The organism is Pseudomonadales bacterium (assembly GCA_024234165.1).
GTDB lineage: Bacteria > Pseudomonadota > Gammaproteobacteria > Pseudomonadales > UBA5518 > UBA5518.
On sequence record JACKOP010000003.1, the window covers coordinates 518,385 to 539,330 of the forward strand.

A 20,946-nucleotide genomic window follows, 5' to 3' on the forward strand; every position below is an offset into this window, starting at 1 on the left:
TGCGGCGGTTCCTCTGCTTCCAGTAGCCAGTCGCGGTGCTGACCGTTCATTGTCCACCCTCCAGGCGCCATACACGCCATGTGATGGTTTCACCGGCGCACATCGGCACCAGCGTGTCGTCGCCGAATGGCAGCGCTTGCGGTATGGCCCACGGTTCGCGTGCGAGGCGCACGCGGGTCCGGTTACGCTCCAGCCCATAGAAATCGGGTCCGTGCTGGCTCGCGAACGCCTCGAGTCGATCGAGTGCGCCGGCCGCCTCGAACACGCTGGCGTAGCTCTCGAGTGCGGCGTGTGCGCTGAAGATACCGGCACAGCCGCTGGCGCATTCCTTGGTGTGGCGCGCGTGCGGCGCCGAGTCGGTGCCGAGGAAGAAGCGGGGCGAACCGCTGGTGGCAGCCCGGATCAGCGCGCGCTGGTGCGTGTCGCGCTTCAGCACCGGCAGGCAGAAGAAGTGGGGACGCACCGCGCCGGCGAGCAGGTGATTGCGGTTGTACAGCAGGTGGTGCGCCGTGATCGTCGCCGCGAGCGTGTCCGGCCCCGACTCGACGAAGGCCACTGCTTCGGCCGTCGTGATGTGCTCGAGCACGACGCGCAGGCGTGGATACTCCGCCAGCAGTGGCGCCAGCACGCGCTCGATGAACACCCGCTCGCGGTCGAAGACGTCGACTTCGGAAGACGTGACTTCGCCGTGTACCAGCAGCGGCATACCGGTCTGCTGCAGCGCGGCGAGCGCGGCGCCACAGCGTGCGAGATCGGTCACGCCGGCATCGCTGTTGGTCGTCGCACCCGCCGGGTACAGCTTTACCGCGTGCACCATGCCGGATTCGCGGGCGCGCTGGATTTCCGCCGCCGGGGTGTTGTCGGTCAGGTACAGCGTCATCAGCGGCTCGAAGCCCCGCTGCCCGGGTTCGAGTGCGGCCACGATGCGCTCGCGGTACGCCAGCGCCGCTGCCGTGGTCGTGACCGGTGACTTCAGGTTCGGCATCACGATCGCGCGGCGAAACACACGCGCCGTCGCGTTCACGGTCAGGGCGAGCGCCGCGCCGTCGCGCAGGTGCAGGTGCCAGTCGTCTGGCTGGAGAATCTCGAGCTCGTTCATCGTTGCCGGACCGCACGAAGGGAGTGCGCGATGCTAGCCGAAAAGCCGTGATGCCGGTATCGCGGGGCAATCGCCCGCATCGCGGGCGCGAGGCTGTGCCTTTTGCCATTGCCGGAACTGGGACGCCGACGGGCGCATCGCTAGAATACGCGGCTGCGGTCGATCCCGACCCGATCCATTGTGTGGAGAATCGAGCATGAGCACGGTAGGCAAGGTGGTGCTGGCGTATTCCGGCGGTCTGGATACCTCGGTGATCGTGCGCTGGCTGCAGGAAACCTACGGCTGCGAGGTCGTGACCTTCACCGCCGACATCGGCCAGGGCGAGGAGCTCGAACCCGCACGCGAGAAGGCGAAGCTGCTGGGCGTGAAGGAAATCCATATCGAGGACCTGCGCGAGGAGTTTGCGCGCGACTTCGTGTTCCCGATGTTTCGCGCCAACGCGATCTACGAGGGCGAATACCTGCTTGGCACCTCGATCGCACGCCCGCTGATCGCCAAGCGGCTGGTCGAGATCGCCGAGGCCTGCGGTGCGGATGCGATCTCGCACGGCGCCACCGGCAAGGGCAACGACCAGGTGCGTTTCGAACTCGGCGCCTACGCGTTGATGCCCGGCGTGAGGGTGATTGCACCGTGGCGCGAATGGAATCTGGGTTCGCGTGAAACCCTGCTCGCGTATTGCGAGCAGCACGGCATCCCGGTCGAGATGAAGCGGGGCAAGAAGTCCCCGTACTCGATGGACGCGAACCTGCTGCACATCTCCTACGAAGGCGGCGGACTCGAGGACCCGTGGTGGGAGCCCGAGGAAGACATGTGGCGCTGGTCGGTGGCGCCGGAGGCGGCGCCGGCTCAGCCCACTTACATCGAACTCGGTTTTCGCGGCGGCGACGTGGTCGCGGTCGATGGCGAGCCGATGAGCCCTGCGAGCGTGATGATGCACCTGAACCGGGTTGCCGGCGCGAACGGCGTGGGGCGTCTGGACCTGGTCGAGAACCGCTACGTAGGCATGAAGTCGCGCGGCTGTTACGAGACTCCGGCCGGCACCGTGATGCTGAAGGCGCACCGTGCGATCGAGTCGCTGACCCTGGATCGCGAGGTCGCGCACCTGAAGGATGAACTGATGCCGCGCTACGCGAAGCTGGTCTACAACGGCTACTGGTGGTCGCCCGAGCGGCACATGTTGCAGGCGGCGATCGACGAGTCGCAGCGTCACGTCAACGGCACGGTGCGCCTCAAGCTCTACAAGGGTTCGGTGGCGGTGGTCGGGCGCAAATCCGACGACAGCCTGTTCGATGCGACGATCGCGACCTTCGAGGACGATCGCGGTGCCTACGATCAGAAGGACGCCGAAGGGTTCATTCGCCTCAATGCGCTGCGCATGCGCATCGCGGCACGTGCGGGACGCAAGCTCGGTTGATGGAACAGGAAACGCTGCAACGCGAGGTGGCGCGGCGGCGCACGTTCGCGATCATCTCGCACCCCGACGCAGGCAAGACAACGATCACCGAGAAGCTGCTGCTGTTCGGCAACGCGATCCAGCTCGCGGGCACGATCAAGGCGCGCAAGAGCGCCCGTCATGCCACCTCCGACTGGATGACGATGGAGCAGGAGCGTGGCATCTCGGTGACCTCCTCGGTCATGCAGTTCCCGTACCGCGAGCGGGTGGTGAACCTGCTCGATACACCCGGGCACGAGGATTTTTCGGAGGACACCTACCGCACGCTGACGGCGGTCGATTCGGTCCTGATGGTCATCGACGGCGCCAAGGGTGTGGAGGAGCGCACGATCAAGCTGATGGAGGTGTGCCGCATGCGCGACACGCCGATCCTCGGCTTCGTGAACAAGATGGATCGCGAGACGCGCGATCCGGTCGAGCTGCTCGACGAGATCGAGTCGGTGCTGGGGATCCGGGCCGCACCGGTGAACTGGCCGATCGGGGCCGGCAAGGGCTTTCGCGGCGCCTATGACCTGGTGACCGACACGATCCACGTCTACCAGCACGGCCAGGGACACCGGATTCCCGACGACGTGCGCGTGCAGGGGCTGGACAGCGCCGAGGCCACCGCGTTGCTTGGCGATCTCGCCGACGAGCTGCGGATGCAGATCGAACTGGTGCGCGGCGCGAGCCACGCCTTCGATCACGCCGACTACCTCGCGGGTCGGCTGGTGCCGGTGTTCTTTGGCACCGCGCTCGGGAATTTCGGCGTGCGCGAGATGCTCGATCGCTTCGTCCAGTGGGCCCCGGTGCCGCAGGCGCACGTGACGGCGACGCGCCGGGTGGAGGCGAGCGAGCCGCAGTTCAGCGGTTTCGTGTTCAAGATCCAGGCGAACATGGACCCGCGCCATCGCGACCGCATCGCCTTCCTGCGCGTGTGTTCGGGTGCCTATGAGCGGGGCATGAAGATGCAGCACGTGCGCATCGGCAAGGAAGTGCGCGTGGCCGACGCCGTGACCTTCCTCGCCGGCGAGCGTTCGGCGACCGACGAGGCGGTTGCTGGCGACATCATCGGCCTGCACAACCACGGCACGATCCAGATCGGCGACACCTTCACCGAGGGGGAGGCGCTGAAGTTCACCGGGATCCCGCACTTTGCACCGGAACTGTTCCAGCGGGTCCGGCTGAAGGATCCGCTGAAGATGAAGCATCTGCAGAAGGGGCTGCAGCAACTGTCCGAGGAAGGTTCGACGCAGGTGTTCATGCCGCTCAGGAACAACGACCTGATCGTCGGGGCGGTGGGTACGCTGCAGTTCGACGTGGTCGCGTTTCGCCTGCGCGACGAGTACAAGGTCGATTGCGTGTACGAGCCGGTCAACGTGTATACGGCGCGCTGGGTAGAGTGCGACGACCCGCGCAAGCTGGAGGAGTTCCGCCACAAGGCGCACGACAACCTCGCACTCGACGGTGGTGGTCACCTGACCTACCTGGCGCCGACGCGCGTGAACCTGAATCTCATCGAGGAGCGCTGGCCGGATATCCGTTTCCGCGCCACGCGCGAGCACTGATACCCGGGCGTAGGTCGGGCTTCAGCCCGACAGATTCATTGCAGCATCGTCGGCATGAATGCCGACCTACGGCGATGGACGCGCACCGCTACAGCAGCGCGACGATCCGATCCTCGATCGACTCCGGCGCGTCCTTCGGTGCGAAGCGTGCGAGTACCTTGCCGTCGCGATCGACGAGGAACTTCGTGAAATTCCACTTGATCGCTGCCGTTCCAAGCACGCCCGGTGCCTCTTTCTTGAGAAAGCGGTAGAGCGGATCCGCTGCGTCGCCGTTGACCTCGACCTTCGCGAACATCTGGAACTTCACGTCGTAGCGGGTCTGGCAGAACGACAGGATCTCGGCATCGCTGCCCGGATCCTGGGCGGCGAACTGGTTGCAGGGGAAACCGAGCACGGCCAGGCCGCGCGCTGTGTATTTCTCGTGCAGACGCTCGAGCCCCTCGAACTGCGGCGTGAAACCACACTTGCTGGCGGTGTTCACGATCAGCAGCACCTTGCCGCGGTAGTCCGCGAGTGAACGGGTTTCGCCGGTGGTGGTCCTGCAACTGAAGTCGTGGATGGACGTCATGCGTGCGTGGCTCCGTGGTTCCTGGCGTTGCTGCCGGTGGCAGCGCGGGCGTGGAGCGATAAGGGGGAGTGGTAGCGACGGGTGGGCTCGAACCACCGACCCCAGCATTATGAATGCTGTGCTCTAACCGACTGAGCTACGTCGCCACGGGCCGCGAATTGTCCGCACTGCCTGCGGGTGTGTCAATGGCAGCGTGCCGCATGGTCCGGCACAGCCGGGTGCGTCTTCAGGGGCGCAGCAGTGCCGGTGCCAGCGGGTTGCCGTCGAGCAGCCGATTGCTGCGTTTCGAGACGCGCCATGTGCCGTCGGCGTCTTTCGTCAGCTCCCAGCGGTTGGCCGAAACCCGATACGCCTCGAAGCCTCCGTCGCGATGGCGCAGCACGCAGCTGTGGCCGACCGCGACCGCCCGCCCGCCTTCAATATGAATGTGCACGGGGCCGAGCAGGTGTGCGCAACCGTCCCGCATCAGCTGCCGGTGGGTGGCGCCGTCGATCAGCGCGGCAATCGCCGCGTGGCCCTGGCTCGCGCCGAACCCACCGACTTCGTACACCCCATCGTCCTGCCACAATCCCGCCACGCGGTCTGCGTCACCACAGTCGGCGAGCGGGCCGTAGCTCGCGATCAGGTTGCGGATTGCTTCGCGGTCCTGGAGTTCGGTGAGCTGGGTTTCCAGCGTGGCGAGTCGGGCTTCGATCGCGTCATTCATGGTGTTTCACTGTTTGGCTGGCCGTCTGGTTGGTTAGTGGAGGGGGTGGCGATCGTGCCGTCTCCCTCGATCAGGCAGCGGGCAGGAAGCGCTCGCGGTGCCACTGCAAATAGTACCCGTGCTCGCTGGCCAGCCAGCGCAACGTCATGCCTGGGTGGATGCCAAGCCCGTGCAGGTCGCTCCGGGACAGGCGAGCGCTGGTCAGCAGATGTCCGTTATCGTCGAAGCTGATCAGGAAGCGGTCGAACAGCGCATCGAGATTGGCCACCAGCAGAAAACCGTTGAAGGCGTCCAGCCGTTCGGCATCGCTGGCACACTCCGCCCAGGGCTTGGCGTGGCTGGCACGCAGGGCCTCGGTCACGCTGACGCCGGTCACGGCGCAGGCACCGCCCCAGTAGGCCAGCAGGGCATCGCGGTAACGCGCCTGCCCCACGCGCTGGCGCACCAGGCGTTCGACTTCCGTGTCACGGCTGCCCGTTGGTAGTTCGGCCAACGCCTGCTCGACGGCCGTCTGGTAATCCTGGACAGCCTGATTCGGCAAGGCTTGCGACAAGTTGTGAGCATGACCACGGTAATCGATGGCGAGCTGATCACGCTTTCTGATGGTCTGCAGCCGTGATGTGATATTGCGAGGTGTCCGGCATTGGCGCTGCCGGTGTCGACCGCGTTTTGGGTGCGACGCAACCGCAGCGCCCGGCGGCTGCGAGGCGCTGTGGCGACGGTCTGACGATGGCTCAGAAGACCGGGTCGGACGGCTCGTCGGGGATTGTGAGGGGCAGTTCGAGCTGGGTGCGCTCGGCGCGCTGGGCGGCGTACTCAGCGGCGGTGTGGCGATGGTGGCGACGGATCTGCACGAAGTAGCGCGACTCGAAGGCGCGGATCACCTCGTAGAGGAAGTCGAGGATGTGTGCCCCCAAGTTCCGCAGCTAATCACGCAAGTGTTTGATTTGACTTGGTGACGTAAGTCAAAAATGCCACAACAAGCGCTTCAGGCGGGTGCTTTGACGGTCAAGGCCTCGAAGAGTTGGAGTTGCTGGGGTGTGATCTTGCCAATACCGGTCAGGTGTTGCGTGCCGATAGTGACGCGGTGCTGCTGGATTCGCCGCAGCAGCTCCAGCGCGGCCAATCTTCGGGCTGTGGACGCTGCCGTGCTGCTTCAAGCGCATGCGCATCACCCGATACAGCAGCAGCAGCGGGGAAGCAGATCAGCGCGTGCGCGCGGATGCGATCCGGGAGGCGGTGGTACACCGGTGCAATCGCAAGGTCGCTCTTGAGCACCCGGAAGCCGCGCTCGATGTCGGCGGGCTCTTGTAGCGCTCGACGATCTGCGCGGCTGTAAAGTCCTCGACATTGGTCAGCAGTACCAGCTTGCCGTCGAAGGTCTCCGCGCGTGCGATGGCCGCCTCGTCGAGGGTATAGCTGAAGCGCTCGGCGTGGTATTGCGGCTTCACGAAGCGAGTCAACTCGGCCTCGGCAACGGCTTGCTGGAAGCGGCTGTAGGCACCGCGGTCGCTGGCCTTGCGGCCGCGTTCGGTGAGGCCTTTGTCCTGCGCGTCGAGCTTGGCGACAAGCTGGTCGGCGAAGGCTTCCAGTTCGGCGATGCGTTGGTGGCGGCTGGCCGTCTGCTCGGCCGCTCGGGTCGGATCGTGCGCGACCACCAGCCGGTGCTCGGCGAAGCGGCCTTCGGCCAGACCCTCGCCGAAGCTCATCGCATCGAGCGTGCCGCCCAGCTCTGCGTAGCGCCGTGCCGGCACCGCCAGATGAACTGCAACTTGCGCTCGGTCTGCCGGGCCAGCTCGCCGATCTGGGCGATGTTGTCCAGACTGAGCAGACCGCGGTCGGCGACCGGGATCACCCGCTCGACCGGGAAGCGCGCCAGCACCTGTTCGAGCATGGCCTTGAGGGTGGCGGTCTCGGCAACGTTGCCGGCATGCACGGTGTGCATCAGCGGCAAACCCTCGGCCGACTGCACCACGCCCAGCACGAACTGCCGGGCGATGCCGCCAGTTTCCTTGTTCATGCCATAGGCACGTACATCCTCGGGAACATGGCCCTCGCCGTGGATGCGCACCGTGGTCAGATCGTAGAACACCACCGACAATTGCTGATCGAGCATCGGCCGCAACAGCTGGGCCACCTTCGCCTCGACCTTCCCGGCGCGATCCATCAGCGCATCCAGCGTGCGCAGCAGGTGATCGTGCGAGACCGCCTCGGGCATGCCCGGGATCGCCACCGTCTCCAGCCATTCCAGACAGCCGAGCTTGGAATCGGGTGCACACAGGCGGTTGAACACCATCGCCCGCACCATCGCCTCGGCATCGAATGCGCGGCGCGAGGAGCGCAGGGCCTGACGTACGGCATCGCCCAAACCCAGACTCGACCACAGTTCATTCAGGGCATGCACATCGCCCAGCGCCCGTGCCGAGTCGTACTCCGGCACGGGTGCCGAGATCGGCACGCGACCGAGCGCACGCTGCAAGCCGTGGATGAGTGGATCGAGTTTCTTGCCGTCCAGCTCATCCAGCGACCGAGGTTGGCGACCACGCGCTGGCGCACCCCGGCCTGGGTGCGGAAGCCTTCGACGAGTTGCAGGTAGCTCCGGCCGCCGGAGCGGGTGATGCGCGTGTACATGTGTCAACGCTATCACATGCCAACCCGCCATTAAAGCCATCAAAACGTTAAGGCGTGACACAACACGATTGTCTGGAAATCGGGCTTGCGGCACGCCCAAGTCGTTGAAATCATGGAGTGTGGCTAGCGGCGACCCCGCCAAAACCGGGCACGAAGTGCGGAACTTGGGTGTGCCGCGCCCTCGTCGCTGAGCTGCTCGGGGAATTCGATGGGGTGGTGCCGGGACGATTTCATGGTTGCCGGCTCAAGCGCTGGTGAGCCGGGTGCGGCGCGTGCCGGCGGATTGCCCCGGGGGCGTGAACACCGCGAGGTACAGCTTCTCGTCGAGCTGGACGAGCTCGCGCTGCGCGGCGGCGGCGAGCAGTTCCGCGGCCATGGTGGTGAGCGCACGGTAGTTACCCATGGCGTGGTCGCAGACGGTGTGCATCAGCTCGGGTGTCATCAGAGCAGGGGGGCGCCGGCGCTTGCGAGCAGGTGCTTCAGGCAGGCCAGCAGTTCCTCGCGGCTGGCGTACTCCAGCGAGAGGCGTGCGCGGATGCGCGAACCGAGCGGCAGGAGTTCGTCGCGGCGCAGCAACTCGTTCAGACGCTGGTCGCCGGCGAGCACGACGCTCAGCAGGCTGCGCGAGTCGAAGTGCGCCGAGGCGAGCAGGCGCAACTCCGAGAGCACGAGCGGGGCGACCTGTTGCGCCTCGTCGATCAGCAGCACGGGGCGAAGCCGCGTGCTCTCCAGATGGGCGATCCAGCGGGTGCGCAGCGCCTTGAAGCCCATCCAGCGGTTGTGCGGGCGCAGCTCCACGGCGAACAGATCACCGAGCTCGCGGTAGAAGTCGGCGAGGTTGGCGCTCAGGTGCGTGAGTGCGGCGACGGTCAGATCCGGCACGGGGGCGAGGCGCTCGGCGATCAGGCGCAGCGCCACGCTCTTGCCCGTACCGACGTCGCCGCTGATCAGCGCGAAGCCGCCTTCGCGCACGAGCGCGTGCTCGATACGCCAGCGAAGTTCTCCACCGCCGGCGTGAGGCGCAGCGCCTCGGTGGGCAGTTCGGGCGAGAAGGATTCCACTTCAGACCATAAAGGGCGAGCAGTTGCTTGTTCATCGCAGCGGATCCTCGGCAAGGGGTGCGTCGTTGGACAGGGGCACGTAGGCCGGGGGCAGCCCGGTGGCGGCATACTCGACCATGAGCGCGCGCAACAGCGGCGCCATGGGGCTGTGCGCCGGCGGGTCGGGCAGTATTGGCACCGTAGGCGTGCGCACTGCGTGCAGGCGCCTCGCGGCGCTGGCGTGAGCCGTCTTGTCCAGCGGGTAGAGCGCACAGATCGGCGTCCCGCTCAGCGGATCGATCAGCTCGACCGTGCGCAGGTCCCAGCGCGCGTAGCGCACCGTGAGCCGTGCGAGGTGGCGGTAGCGCGAGGGCACCTCGAAGCGTGTGCTCTCGAGCGAGAACGTGCCGTCGGAGCGCCGTTGGGTGCGCACGGCTTCGGTGCGAAACGCCTGGCGCAGCCGCTCGCTCCCGGGGCACTCGCGCCCGACATCGGTGCCGTCGCCGTAGCGTGCCAGCGGAGAACAGCCGAGTTCGCTGTGCGAACGGCGGTTGTACTCCATCTCGACCCAGCCTGCGTGGCCTCGTTCAGCCGCTCGAGCGTGAGCTCTGCGCAGCCCTCGAGCATCGCCATCAGGCGCGACTCCACGCTCGCCCAGAACGTCTCCTGCTTGGCGTTCTGGTACGGCGAGTACGGCAGCGTGGTCTCGTGCACGATGCCGAGCGTGTGCAGCCGGCCGTGACCTCGGCGGCCAGCATCGGTGCGCCGTTGTCGGTCATCAGCGCACGCGGCAACGCGCGCTTCTGCAGCGCTTGCGAGAGCCCGTGCACGAAGGTCTCGGCCGTCTCGGCCAGATACCACTGCAGGTGGCAGGCAAGACGCGAGTGGTCATCGATCACCCCGAGCAGCACGGGTTTTTGCCACACGCCCGTGCGGCTGAGCACCGGTGTGTGCCGTGGTGGAAGTCGGCGTGCCAGAGCGCGTTGGTGTGCGCGCTCTCGTAAGAGCGGACCTCGACCCGCGCGAGCCGTTCGCGTGCCTCGGCGCGAGCGGCGCTGTCGCGCACGGATCGCCGCGCACGGCGAAACAACCCCTGCGCCGCAAAGTAGCGGCGCACGCTCGCGTACGAGGGCGCCGCCCCGAGTGCCGGATCCTCGCGCAGCCGTACGGCGGGTTGTCGTAGTGCAGCTGCACCGTCCAGCTCAGGTGCGCGTGGTACTGGGCGTACAGCAGCGCACCGATCGCCGTCGACAGGCTGCGCTGGCGACCGGCATCCTTGCGCACCCGCGGCGTAGTGCCGCCACCGGATCCGTGCGGGCGTTCTTCGCCGCGTAGTACCAGCGCTCGATCGTCGAGCGCCCGAACTGCACGGCCTCCCCGTGACCGGGTGGCGCCAGTGTCGGGCCGCCAGCTGCACCAGCGTCTGCTGCAGCGCACCTGGCTCAGGCGGCGCCGCCAGCAGCGGACCGATGATCATGAAGCGCAGCCGTGCCCAGCGGTCTCGATCGCCCTCGACCGTCCTGCCCATGCGAAATCCCCGTGCGGTGAGTGTATGCGCAGCCTACGCAGCTCCTCCCGCCTCGCGGCACCCGCATCGTCTGCGGGTCATCCGCGCGCCCTCACCGAACGCGACAGCGGTGCGAGCAGCCGCAGCAGCCCCACCACCGAAGTTGCCGAGAAGGCCTCACCCCAGCGTTCCAGCAATCCGCGCGGCAACGCTTGCTCCTCCACTGGCGTGGCCAGTCGTGCCCGGATCGCCGCCCACGGCGCACTGGCTGCGAAATCTCCGCCACCACCGTCGCCAGCGCTCGAGCGTGCGCAAACCGACCCCGATACGCTCGCACAGTCGCTGCCGGTGCCGCTCACTCAGACCCTGTGCCAGCGCACACGCCAGCACCACCACGGCGCCCGCAAACACCCGGCGCCCCAGAAAACGCACCGACGACGGCGTCATGCGCCGTCGGCACCCGTCGCGGGCACAGCAGAAACTCAGGCGTCGCACCCCGTCCGGCCCGAACAGCGCACGCGGCACGCCGCGCGGCTTGCGCGGGTAGTCGGCGCGATGCAGCGGCGCACCGCACGCCGGACAGCCGCCCGCGCTCTCCTGCTCCGCCAGGTCGTGATCGATCAGCTGCAAAAACCGCCAGAAGCTGGCATCGCGTAACAGGGCATGGCACATTGGAGTGGTCTCGCATTCTTGGTCGAACACGAGACAACCCCCTCGGAGGGCTTCTTGCAAGCTCTTCGAGGGGGCCTTGCTTCCGCTCCTCGCCAACCGTGACAAAAAACGGCCGGAAATCCCTCAGATAGTCTGGTCAGGCTCATTGGACGCACGGCGCAGCAAAATCGCCAGATCGGCCAGCGTGTTTACCCGGAATGCGTCATCGGTTTCTGCCCAAGGCTCGAAGCTGCGAAACAGTTCTGGCACCAACGCTGATGAAAGGGATTGGAACCGTACTTCGAAGCCATTGGCTGACGGTGTCACCACCGCTTGGCTTCGATGACGAGCCGAGGCCAGTATCACCGCATCGCCAGCCGGTGGCAGCACGTGCTCGAAGCCGTCGTCGTGGCCGGCTTTTTCGACGAGGGTGCGTTGCAGGGGGTTCATGACTGCGCCCAATCCACCCGGTTCCACTCGATCGTACGCTGTCGCCAGTGGGTGTCGATGGCCTGGGTGAAATCCGGACGCACCAGCTTGGCACGCGCCTCGCACCACTCAGCCGATTCGCGCCGCACCACCACGCCCTCGAGCGGTTGTTTGCTGCGATAGTGGCTCGGGGCGTCCATCACCAGGCGTTTCAACGCGTCCAGAGTGGTCGTGCCGGTCAACAGGAGCGGCACCGTGAACAGGCCGGCTGCTGCCGCCAGTTCATTGCGCCGGGTAGTGCTCCAGAAACGCCTATTGCTGCGGTCATAGACATCGAACAACAGGAACCAGTCGGGCAGCGTGTCGTAGCCGAGAGAGTGACGGGCGGCACACCATTCGCCAAACAGGATCAGCTCCGGGCGCAGCACGGTGCGCAAGCCGATCTCGTGTTCTGCCAGCCAGCCAGGCAAGCGGGAGAACTGCCCGGCGTGAGGCTCGTCCAGGTACTGGCCGCGATTTTGCGCCCGCAGCACGCCGCCGGACGACAGGGACAGGCCAAGATTGGCGCCGTCGAGCTTTTCTTCCACCACCACTTCGTCAGACAGCAACTGCCGTACTTCGGCGGCCGACAGCACCTTGTCGTCGCGTGGCGTGCCGTCATTGGCCAGCCAGGCCAGGTGCGCCGTGGTCGGGAAGCGGAAGAAGTTGGTATTCATCCGGCAGCGACTCGTGAGCTGTACCAGTCGTCGGGCAACAAGCGCAGAAAGCGAAGTCCGATTGCCTTCAATCGCTCCTCGGCGATGAACCAGTCGGTTTCGGCGCCGTAAACGATCGGAGAAGTCTGCTCGAACAGGGTTTGTGCTGCCAGCGCGCAGGCAACCCACTTGCGATCCTCGCGGTCGGTGACGATGGCTTCGTGCTCTGGATCCAGAACGGCAATGTGTTCCCCGTTGCTCTTGTGTGACTCGATTGGCACGTATTCCACCAGCGATCGATCCAGCTTGGCCTGCAGTACCTGTATGCCATATTCCTGCTCGTGCCTATTGAACGGCAGGTTTCGTTCGTACTCCGCCAGCACCAAACCGGTATCGTCCAGCACCATCCGATGATCCGACTGATCGAATTGCGCCAGCCACTCGTAGACCGACTCACGCAACTCGATTTCCCGCGGCATGGCACGTGTGGCGACGTTGGACAGCTCGGAGATCGCACTGGCGGCGAGCATCACGTTGGTATCAATCAGGAACATCGCCATCTTTTGCTCTCAATTCTTTCGCTCGTTTTATCGCTAATGCCGTTTGCTCACGGGTTTCACCCAAGGCATCCCCAAAGAAACCTTCAGGCCAGTTTTTCACCCGGCCCAGATCGTCCAGGTCCAGGGTTTTCAGTCGTGCCGTCATACCGTCACGCTCCACAAAGTACATGGCGACGTCGTCAGTCGTCGTTTCCTGCCGTGCCAGCAGCGTTTGCATACGACGGAACAGGTGCTCGGAATGAGTCTCGACGATGAACTGCACCTTGCGTTGCTGGCTGACCTTGACGAACAGTTCGGCCAGTATCGACTGCGCCAGCGGGTGCAGATGGATTTCGGGCTCTTCCAGGATGATGGTGCTGCCCGGTGGCGCAAAATGTGCCACCACCAGCACCGGCAGTACCTGCGAAACACCAATGCCTACATCGCGGAGATTGCAGGCCACGCCGTCGCGATGAATGATCAGTTCGTAGCGGTTGGAGCGCCCTTGCTGGCGCACTTCCAGCCTTTCGGCGACCTTCATCTGCTTGAGCCAATGCGACACGCCTTCGACCACCTTGTGATGCTCGTCTCCTTTCAGCAGCGAGCTGGCCAGCAGCGCGTCGATGGCGTGGCGGCCATCAATGCCCACCTCCCCCGGCTTGGTCTTGTTCCACGGGTAATCCCGTTCGGGCTTGCGCCGCAGCGGCCCCAAGTAGCTGATCGCTTCGAGTTCCCGGCGTATCGCCAGGCTCAGGTCTTCGACGATGGCGCCATCCTGTCCGAGAGTGGCGATAGCCTCCGCTGGAAAGGCAATGGAGCGCTCCGGGGCAAAGTTCTTGCCCTTGAATCGCGGCTGGCCTTCCTCGTCCACCGTGATGGCAAAAGCTCCCTTGTCGCGTCGGATGGCCCTGAAGCGTCGATCTGTAGTATGCAGATCCAGCGACTGGACCACGACGCTGCCGGCTAAGGTCTGCCGGTAGGAGCAGTCGAATTTTCCGCTCTTGATGCGATCATCGCCCTGGCGTTCGAAGTCGAAGCCGATGCTGAACTCGCGCGGACTTTCGGCTGCCTGGTAGAGGACATCCTCGAAGCTGCCGAAATTGAACAGGTCGTTGATTTCATCGCCGCCGAGGTTCAGGTGCACGGTGCGATCGGGTGATTGCACCGTCTGCTTGAGCAGTAGCAGGCTTTGGATCAGCGTCGATTTGCCCGAAGAATTGGTGCCAAGCAGCATGGTCACCGGTTTCAGGGTGATCGGACCGGTCTGTTTCCAGGTCTTGAAGTTGGACAGGCGCAGTTCGGTGAACATCAGTGCGAGTCTCCTTTTGTCATGGCGTCCCAGGCTTCCAGCACCAGCCGTTGCGTGCGGTATTCGCCGAATTCGCGGAGTTCCTTGTTCTTGAGCACGCGGAAGGTTTCGCTGGGGTAGTCCTCGCCCATGACGTCGGCGGGATCGAGGACGTAGCGCAGCTCGTCGCGGGTGCCTTGGACAGCAAATTGCGCATCGGCCTCGTCCAACCCCAGTACGTGCGGGGCGACCAGTACGGGCAAAGTGTCGGCCATGAGGCTGACCGGGTAGCGCAGTTCACCCACTGGCTGCGCTGGTGCGGCTTGCAGGGTGGCGAAGCCAAAGGCATCGCGCAGCAGTTCGTGGACGAAGGCGGTGGTGAGCTGTGCGGCATCGATGTCGGTGCGTTCCAGCTGCGCGGCGAAATGCTGCCATTGGGCGCAGGCGATCTGGAAGGCGCGGCTGTATTCGTCCTTGAGCTTGACGCCCTTGGGGGTGCCGTAGTCGGCTTCGCTCTGGGCACTGGCGCGGCCCTGGGCTGCTTTTTCCAATTGGTCGGGCAGGAACAGCCCGCCTTCGAGCTTGAGGGTGGGCAGGTTGAGCGTGGCCTGGGTTTTGCGGATGCGTTTCATGTTATTCGTCGGCCTCGGTGATGACTTTCCAGTAGCCAGCTTTGGTGGGGCCAACGTGGCGCAGCTTGCCCTGTTTCTTCAGTTGCTCCAGGTGGTAGCGAACGCCCTTTTCCGTGATGCCGACTTTTTGGGCAAGGTCTTTGGCAGTGCTGGCCGGCTCCGATTGGAGGTGAAGCAAGATTTTTCGGGCTGTTGGAAGCCCGGCCAGTGCGTCTGGTGAGGCGGCTTCTGTGCCAGTTTCTCTACTAGTTTTCGGCATTTCTGTACTAGTTCTTGGGCTTTCTATGCCAGTTTCTCTACTGGTTTCAGTGTTTTCTATGCCAGTTTCCATGCCGATCTTTGCGCTGGCATCTGCCGCTGCCTCTGCTGCCGATGGTCGCGCAAAACGGGTGATGAACAAGCCGCCAATTTCGATGAGGCGGGCATCCGGTGCGTTTTCCAGAATCAGCGGCACGCCCCGGCCCCAGGCTTCCACCAGATGAATACGGCGTAGCAGTTCGGCAATTTTCGGGTTGCGGCGGCGGGAGACGTTGCCCTGGCGTATCTCGTCAAAGGTCAGGTTGCCGTAGAGACTGCCGGGGCTGCGGATTTCCAGCCGATCCTTGAATACGGCGACCTGCACGAAATCCGGATCGCGCCAGTCGCGGTGGCAGAAGGCATTGACCAGGGCTTCGCGGATGGCCTTGAGGGAGACCTCGGGCACGTCCACGCGGCGCAAGCCTTCCAACCGCATGCCGATGTGGATGTTTTTCAGGGCGTATTTTTCGGCTTCTTCGATCAGTTCGAGGATGTCGCCATCGAAATCGTGGCGGTCGATGATGGTGGAGCTGGTGGTGGTGGCAAATACCGCACAGCGCAACTGGATGGGCGCGTCGGCAAAAAACAGTTTGGCGGCGTTGATGGGCGCGCCCTGACGCAACAGATCGAGCTTTTCCAGGGCGTTGGCGGCGCTGTCTGGCGGCAGGTCGGCGCGTGCAAGGAAGCGGCTGATTTTTTCGGGGTTCAGTTGTTCCAGCGTCAGGCCGCTGGGTTCGTTCTCCCAGCGCAGCGCATCCTGATTGTTTTGCAGGATGAGGTTCTTCAGTTCGCTGGCGCTGAGTTTCTTATCTTCATCCGCCACCCGCATGTAAGCACGGCCATAGGCCAGATAAGGCTGCTGCCAGCCCTCGGCCTTGATGTGCAGGCAATGCTTGCCTTCGATGAACTGTTGGCTGATGTGTGGATAGATGGCGGGTTCGATATGCGCGGCAATCGCCTGGGAGACATCACGCAGGGTCTTTTCGTTGATCTCCAGGCCCACGGCTTTGCCGTTGGGTGCAATGCCGAACCACAACTCGGCCTGGCCGTGCTTGTTGAGCATGGCGGTCAGAGAAACCAGCCCTTGTTTCAGTTCGGCCAGGGACTTCTTCATCTCGGTGGTTTCGGTTTCCGTCATGGTGTGGTCATGTCCCATCAGAGCGAATCTGGCAGCAGCACGTACCTGTGCTGGACATGGTCACCGACGTGCCGATGCAGACCAGTTGCGCGGCTTTCAAACGCTCGCGCAGCCGCCGCACCAGCAAGGCAACGTCCGCGCCCTGACGGCCACGATAGGTATGCAACTCATCCAGCACCAGAAACTCGAGTCCCTCGCAATGTTCCACCACGCGCCGATCCACTTCGTCGAAGCGCGTGAGGATGTACTCCAGCATCATGAAGTTGGTGAGCAGGATATCGGGCGGGTCATCCGCGATGGCGCTGCGTTCTGCCTTGCTTTCCTGGCCGGTATAGCGCTTGACGGTGAAGGGACGAAGCTCTGGCGCATAGCCATGCAGAAACTTGTCGAGTTCTTCCAACTGGCCTTTGGCCAGGGCTTCCATCTGATGTTTGTAGAGATGGAGAGGTTGTGGCGAACCTTCGGTTTTTCCAATCTGAAAGATTTCCGCGCAATCAGCATGCAAAATCCCCTGTTCCGCCAGTTGCTGTACCGTGCCCTGGCGTTGGTAGTTCGGGTTGATCTGTACCAGCGGTTCAGGCCAGTAGCGGCCTTGCGCATATTGATGTTCGACTTCGGCCTGGATGTCGGCTGCCGCGATGCGAACGAAGCTGCGGGAAAAGCTGCCGTATCGTTCGATGAGCTGGTCGCGGAACTGGAACACGTTATCCATGGAGAGTCCTCACTGATCCATCTTGTGATCGATCGCCACCACGGCGATGCCTGTCGAGATGCGCTTCCACTGCTGACACGTCCTTGCTCGTTGGTGCCGACACGCTCCTCAAATTCACGACAGGCCTGCAGCAAGGTCGGCAAGCGGGACGGGCGGCCGTTGCCATCCGGGAAGGGGTGGATGCACAGGAAGTCGAACATACCCGGCGGCACCAGGGGATCGGCCAGACGCTGAGCCCGCGCGGTGGCATGGTGTCGAGTCAGGCCGGTCATGGCCGTCGGCGTCGGGTGCGCGGTGACTGGCTGGAAGCGCGGCGGGGTGCTCGGGGGTGAGCGAGTGCATGGAAATATGCGCTCGGACCGTGTCGATGCGCCAATCATAGACTTCGAATGGGGTGTTTTCCTGGAAAACGCCTCATTACGGCTGCTTGACGCCCTGTTTTGAACGCAGAACGGGCCGTGAGAGCCTTGCTGGGCTGACCGGCCAGGAAGAAGCGAGTGACGTATTTTTCGCCGGTGGGCTTGACCGGCAGGGACAGGCCCCGTCAGACGTTGAACCTGAAGTGGATCACGTCGCCGTCCTGCACCACGTAGTCCTTGCCTTCCAGGCGCCACTTGCCGGCGTCCTTGGCGCCCTGCTCGCCGCGGCAGTTCACGAAATCCTCGTAGGCGATCACCTCGGCGCGGATGAAGCCCTTCTGGAAGTCGGTGTGGATCACGCCGGCGGCCTCTGGCGCGCGGGCGCCGATGCGCACGGTCCAGGCGCGCACTTCCTGCACGCCGGCGGTGAAGTAGGTGTGCAGGTTCAGCAGCCGGTAGCCAGCGCGAATGACGCGGTTCAGACCGGGTTCCTCGATGTCGAGCGCAGCGAGGAACTCTGTGCGCTCTTCTTCCTCGAGCTCGGCGATCTCGGCCTCGAGCTTGTTGCAGATCGGCACCACCATCGCGCCTTCCGCAGCGGCGATTTCCTCCACGACGGCGAGGTGCGGGTTGTCGCTGAAGCCGTCCTCGGCGACGTTGGCGATGTACATGGTCGGCTTGCTGGTGAGCAGATGCAGCTCGCGCAGCGTTGCCTGCTCGTCGTCGTCCATCGGCAATGAGCGAGCGGGTTGACCTTCGTTCAGGTGCGGCAGCAGGCGTTCCAGCAGCGCCTTTTGCCGCAGGGCGTCCTTGTCGCCGCCCTTGGCCGTGCGCGAGACGCGTTGCAGTTGCCGTTCGGCGCTCTCCAGGTCGGCCAGCGCCAGCTCGGTGTTGATCACCTCGATGTCGCCACGGGGATCGATGCGACTCGCGACGTGGATCACGTTGTCGTCCTCGAAGCAGCGCACCACGTGCGCGATCGCGTCGGTCTCGCGGATGTTGGCGAGGAACTGGTTGCCGAGCCCTTCACCTTTGGACGCGCCGGCAACCAGCCCGGCGATGTCGACGAACTCCATGGTGGTCGGCACGATGCGTTGCGGCTTCACGATTGCGGCGATCCGCTCCTGGCGCGGGTCCGGGACCGGCACGATACCGGTATTCGGCTCGATGGTGCAGAAGGGGAAGTTCGACGCGGCGATGCCGGCGCGCGTCAGTGCGTTGAAGAGTGTGGACTTGCCGACGTTCGGCAGTCCGACGATGCCGCAGTTGAAACCCATGTCATTCGGCCCTGAAACTGTTGAGACGGTTCATTGCGATCGGCCAGTTGCCGGCCACGGCATCCGGCAGTGCCTGCAGCGCTTCGTCGATGCACAGATCGATCAGTCGGCGGTCAGTCGGCGAGGGACGTGACAGCACGTGCCCGGTGACCTGCTCACGTGCACCGGGGTGCCCGATACCGACGCGCAGCCGGTGGAACGCGCGGTTGTTGCCGAGCGCGGCGATGATGTCGCGCAGCCCGTTGTGGCCGCCGTGACCACCGTCGAACTTGAAACGCACCTCGCCGGGCGGAAGATCCAGCTCGTCATAGACAACCAGCAGTTGCTGCGCTTCGAGCTTGAAGAAGTTCAGTGCCGGGGCGACTGCCTGGCCGCTGCGGTTCATCCAGGTCTGCGGGATCAGCAGCCGCACCTCGTGGCCAGCGATGGTCGCGCGCGCCGTGAGGCCGTGAAAGCGGGATTCGGGCTTCAGCGTGGCGTTGCAGTGCGTGGCGAGCGCGCTCACGAAATCGGCACCTGCATTGTGGCGGGTGCGGTGATACTCGGGTCCGGGATTGCCCAGTCCGACGATGAGCGCGAGCGGTGTGGTCAAGGTGTGTCGTTCGAGGTGGGTGCGGCCTCCATCCGGTGATGGAGGCGCGCACTGTGCGTCAGGCCTCTGCGGTGTCTTCCGCTGCGCCACCCTTCGGCGCCAGCACCGTGGCGACCGGAAGGTCGTGCTCCGGGCCGTGTGACAGTTCGACGCTTTCGACGCCCGACGGCAGCTTCAGGTCCGACAGGTGGACCGCCTGCCCGACGTGGTAGTCCAGCATGTCGACCTCGATGAACTCGGGCAGGTTCTGCGGCAGGCAGCTCACGTGCACCTCGTTCGCGTTGTGCTGGATCATGCCGCCCTGGTTCTTCACACCGTGGCAGCGGTCCTGGTTGATGAAGTGCAGGGGGATGTGAACGTGGATCTTGCGGTCGCGGCTGACGCGCAGGAAATCTGCGTGCAGGATCAGCGGGCGCGAGGGATGGCGCTGCAGGTCCTTCAGGATGACTTCCTCGTTGCCGTCGTCGAGCTTCAGCGTGATCAGGTGGGAGAAGAAAGCGTCGTTCTCCAGTGCCTTGGTCAGCTCGCGGTGCGACACCGAGATGCTGCGGACTGCACCCGTGCCACCGTAGACGATCGCCGGTACCAGCTCCTGCTTGCGCAGGCGGCGGCTCGCACCTTTCCCTGCGTCGCTGCGAGCAGCAGCGTTCAACATGAATTCGCCAGACATGGTCTGTACTCCGTTGCGGGGCGGTTGTCCTCCCTGCGACCGGGATGGGAACCGCCAGTGGTGGTGAATGGGAAAGGCGTGTGCCTTTCCGCCAGTTGCATCAGGCGAACATCGCGCTGATGGATTCCTCGTTGCTGACCCGGCGCACCGCCTCGGCGAGCAGCGGCGCGCTGCTTACCTGGCGGATGCGCGCGCACGCCCTGGCCTGCGCGGACAGCGGAATGGTATCGGTGACGACCAGCTCGTCGAGCACCGAGTCCTCGATATTCGTGATTGCCTTGCCGGACAGCACCGCGTGCGTGCAGTACGCGATCACCTTCGCGGCACCGTTGTCCTTCAGCGCCTGTGCGGCCTTGCACAGCGTGCCCGCCGTATCGACCATGTCGTCGATCACCAGACAGGTACGGCCGGCGACGTCGCCGATGATGTGCATGATCTGCGCCTCGTTGACCTTCGGGCGGCGCTTGTCGATGATCGCGAGGTCGAGATCGTTCATCTGCTTGGCGATCGCGCGGGCGCGCACCACGCCACCTATGTCCGGCGAGACCACCATCAGGTTCTCGTAGCGCTGGCGTTCGATGTCGTCGATCAGGATCGCCGAGCCGTAGACGTTGTCCACCGGCACATCGAAGAAGCCCTGGATCTGCTCGGCGTGCAGGTCCACCGTGAGCACGCGGTTCACGCCGGCCTTGGCCATCATGTCGGCCACCACCTTGGCGCTGATCGGCACGCGGCTCGAACGCACGCGGCGGTCCTGGCGCGAGTAGCCGAAGTAGGGAACCACCGCGGTGATGCGCGAGGCCGACGAGCGGCGCAGCGCATCGATCATCAGGATCAGTTCCATCAGGTTGTCGTTGGTCGGCGCGCAGGTCGACTGGATCACGAACACGTCCTTGCCGCGCACGTTCTCCTCGATCTCGATGCTGATCTCGCCGTCGCTGAAGCGCCCGACCATGGCACCGCCGAGGCGCAGTCCCAGTCGCTGTACGATCTTCTGCGCCAGTTCCGGGTTGGCGCTGCCAGTGAAGAGCATCATTTCTGACACGTCGGAACTCCTGGTCGTGACCTGGCTACGCAAGGTTCGTGCTTCGCTGGCGGGCGCGGCGCGCGCATGCA

15 protein-coding genes, 1 tRNA gene and 7 pseudogenes are annotated in these 20,946 nt (G+C 64.6%); 2 read left to right on the plus strand and 21 right to left on the minus strand.

The genetic code is table 11. The features are described from left to right. Window positions 1-46: 46 nt before the first annotated feature. Complete coding sequence (gene pyrC, locus H7A12_11645) at window positions 47-1,099, minus strand: dihydroorotase (protein MCP5321463.1); 1,053 nt, start codon at window positions 1,097-1,099, stop codon at window positions 47-49. 196 nt (window positions 1,100-1,295) lie between these two features. On the opposite strand from pyrC, the gene H7A12_11650 reads away from it, so the two are divergent. Further along, a complete protein-coding gene (locus tag H7A12_11650; protein MCP5321464.1) occupies window positions 1,296-2,513 on the plus strand; it encodes an argininosuccinate synthase in 1,218 nt (405 codons plus the stop codon). Then, window positions 2,513-4,099 (plus strand): peptide chain release factor 3, encoded by a 1,587-nt coding sequence (locus H7A12_11655; protein MCP5321465.1) that lies wholly within the window; start codon window positions 2,513-2,515, stop codon window positions 4,097-4,099. The genes H7A12_11650 and H7A12_11655 overlap by 1 nt, the downstream gene beginning before the upstream one ends. Before the next feature lie 88 nt (window positions 4,100-4,187). Here the strand turns inward: H7A12_11655 and H7A12_11660 are convergent, their stop codons facing one another. The 20 genes and pseudogenes from H7A12_11660 to H7A12_11755 all read right to left on the minus strand — a co-directional run bounded on the left by H7A12_11660 (window position 4,188) and on the right by H7A12_11755 (window position 20,875). Further along, the gene (locus H7A12_11660; GenBank protein MCP5321466.1) at window positions 4,188-4,667 is read right to left on the minus strand and encodes a glutathione peroxidase; all 480 of its coding nucleotides are present in this window, start codon (window positions 4,665-4,667) and stop codon (window positions 4,188-4,190) included. A gap of 69 nt (window positions 4,668-4,736) precedes the next feature. Then, window positions 4,737-4,813: transfer RNA gene (locus H7A12_11665), tRNA-Met, on the minus strand. Between the two features lie 80 nt (window positions 4,814-4,893). Next, window positions 4,894-5,373, minus strand: a complete 480-nt coding sequence (locus tag H7A12_11670; protein MCP5321467.1) for a nuclear transport factor 2 family protein — start codon at window positions 5,371-5,373, stop codon at window positions 4,894-4,896. A gap of 70 nt (window positions 5,374-5,443) precedes the next feature. After that, window positions 5,444-5,998: an HNH endonuclease gene (locus tag H7A12_11675; protein ID MCP5321468.1), complete on the minus strand. Its 555-nt coding sequence runs from the start codon at window positions 5,996-5,998 to the stop codon at window positions 5,444-5,446. A gap of 109 nt (window positions 5,999-6,107) precedes the next feature. After that, window positions 6,108-6,290, minus strand: coding sequence for a hypothetical protein (locus H7A12_11680; protein MCP5321469.1), 183 nt, complete (start codon window positions 6,288-6,290; stop codon window positions 6,108-6,110). Between the two features lie 71 nt (window positions 6,291-6,361). Further along, window positions 6,362-8,004 (minus strand): annotated as a pseudogene (locus H7A12_11685) (IS1634 family transposase). A gap of 244 nt (window positions 8,005-8,248) precedes the next feature. Continuing rightward, a pseudogene (locus H7A12_11690) lies at window positions 8,249-9,100 on the minus strand (AAA family ATPase). Then, window positions 9,097-10,572 (minus strand): annotated as a pseudogene (locus H7A12_11695) (transposase). Before H7A12_11695 ends, H7A12_11690 begins: the two co-directional pseudogenes overlap by 4 nt. A gap of 77 nt (window positions 10,573-10,649) precedes the next feature. Then, window positions 10,650-11,223, minus strand: a pseudogene (locus tag H7A12_11700) (hypothetical protein). A gap of 144 nt (window positions 11,224-11,367) precedes the next feature. Continuing rightward, window positions 11,368-11,652 (minus strand): annotated as a pseudogene (locus tag H7A12_11705) (HNH endonuclease). Further along, window positions 11,649-12,347 (minus strand): RNA ligase family protein, encoded by a 699-nt coding sequence (locus H7A12_11710; protein ID MCP5321470.1) that lies wholly within the window; start codon window positions 12,345-12,347, stop codon window positions 11,649-11,651. The pseudogene H7A12_11705 and the gene H7A12_11710 overlap by 4 nt, the downstream one beginning before the upstream one ends. Beyond that, window positions 12,344-12,880 carry a hypothetical protein gene (locus H7A12_11715; GenBank protein MCP5321471.1) on the minus strand — a complete coding sequence of 179 codons (537 nt, stop codon included), beginning with the start codon at window positions 12,878-12,880 and terminating at the stop codon, window positions 12,344-12,346. The genes H7A12_11710 and H7A12_11715 overlap by 4 nt, the downstream gene beginning before the upstream one ends. Beyond that, a complete protein-coding gene (locus H7A12_11720) occupies window positions 12,867-14,174 on the minus strand; it encodes a DUF3696 domain-containing protein (GenBank protein MCP5321472.1) in 1,308 nt (435 codons plus the stop codon). The genes H7A12_11715 and H7A12_11720 overlap by 14 nt, the downstream gene beginning before the upstream one ends. Window positions 14,175-14,347: 173 nt before the next feature. Continuing rightward, window positions 14,348-14,785, minus strand: a pseudogene (locus H7A12_11725) (SAM-dependent DNA methyltransferase). Window position 14,786: 1 nt separating this feature from the next. Further along, window positions 14,787-16,238 carry a putative DNA binding domain-containing protein gene (locus tag H7A12_11730; GenBank protein ID MCP5321473.1) on the minus strand — a complete coding sequence of 484 codons (1,452 nt, stop codon included), beginning with the start codon at window positions 16,236-16,238 and terminating at the stop codon, window positions 14,787-14,789. 22 nt (window positions 16,239-16,260) lie between these two features. Next, window positions 16,261-16,932, minus strand: a pseudogene (locus tag H7A12_11735) (DEAD/DEAH box helicase). A gap of 544 nt (window positions 16,933-17,476) precedes the next feature. Continuing rightward, on the minus strand, window positions 17,477-18,568 hold the full coding sequence (ychF, locus tag H7A12_11740) for a redox-regulated ATPase YchF (protein MCP5321474.1): 1,092 nt from the start codon (window positions 18,566-18,568) through the stop codon (window positions 17,477-17,479). Window position 18,569: 1 nt separating this feature from the next. After that, the gene (pth, locus tag H7A12_11745; GenBank protein ID MCP5321475.1) at window positions 18,570-19,160 is read right to left on the minus strand and encodes an aminoacyl-tRNA hydrolase; all 591 of its coding nucleotides are present in this window, start codon (window positions 19,158-19,160) and stop codon (window positions 18,570-18,572) included. A 58-nt stretch (window positions 19,161-19,218) separates the two neighbouring features. Beyond that, window positions 19,219-19,830: a 50S ribosomal protein L25/general stress protein Ctc gene (locus H7A12_11750; protein ID MCP5321476.1), complete on the minus strand. Its 612-nt coding sequence runs from the start codon at window positions 19,828-19,830 to the stop codon at window positions 19,219-19,221. A gap of 100 nt (window positions 19,831-19,930) precedes the next feature. Next, complete coding sequence (locus H7A12_11755; protein MCP5321477.1) at window positions 19,931-20,875, minus strand: ribose-phosphate pyrophosphokinase; 945 nt, start codon at window positions 20,873-20,875, stop codon at window positions 19,931-19,933. Window positions 20,876-20,946 lie beyond the last annotated feature (71 nt).